General features: G+C 62.1%; 1 pseudogene. It reads left to right on the top strand.

Annotation, left to right across the window (positions count from 1 at the left end):
* Positions 1 to 86 precede the first annotated feature (86 nt).
* A pseudogene (locus tag AC0L3B_RS38770) lies at positions 87 to 343 on the top strand (hypothetical protein); the annotation flags it as partial.

Raw genomic sequence — 343 nt, 5'->3', positions numbered from 1 at the left:
TCATCGCGCCGCCCGATTTAAGCCGCATGGGAGCCGTTGTCGCCGCTAAGGTTCGAGCGGGGGTGGGGCGCACCCGGGAGTTTTCGATGTCCGGTCATTTGCGATTATACTTCGCCAGTTTGGTGCTTGTCGGAGGTTTATCGGCGGCGCCTGCGTCTGCCAACCCTCTTGCCGACTTCTTCAATACTGCTACGCCCCAACCCACGGTAACCTCTCCGCCGCAAGCCGAATGCGTGCCGCGTCCCGGTAGCTCGACCACTGGTGGACAGCATTGGGTCTACCGAATGGACGGTCGCCGCAAATGCTGGTTCCTGGCCGAGGGCATCGCGACGGTGAAGAAGCC

The organism is Bradyrhizobium sp. Kon56, from assembly GCF_055807635.1.
The sequence above is the reverse complement of the archived record's forward strand: the minus strand, read 5'-3'. Positions and strand labels throughout refer to the sequence as shown.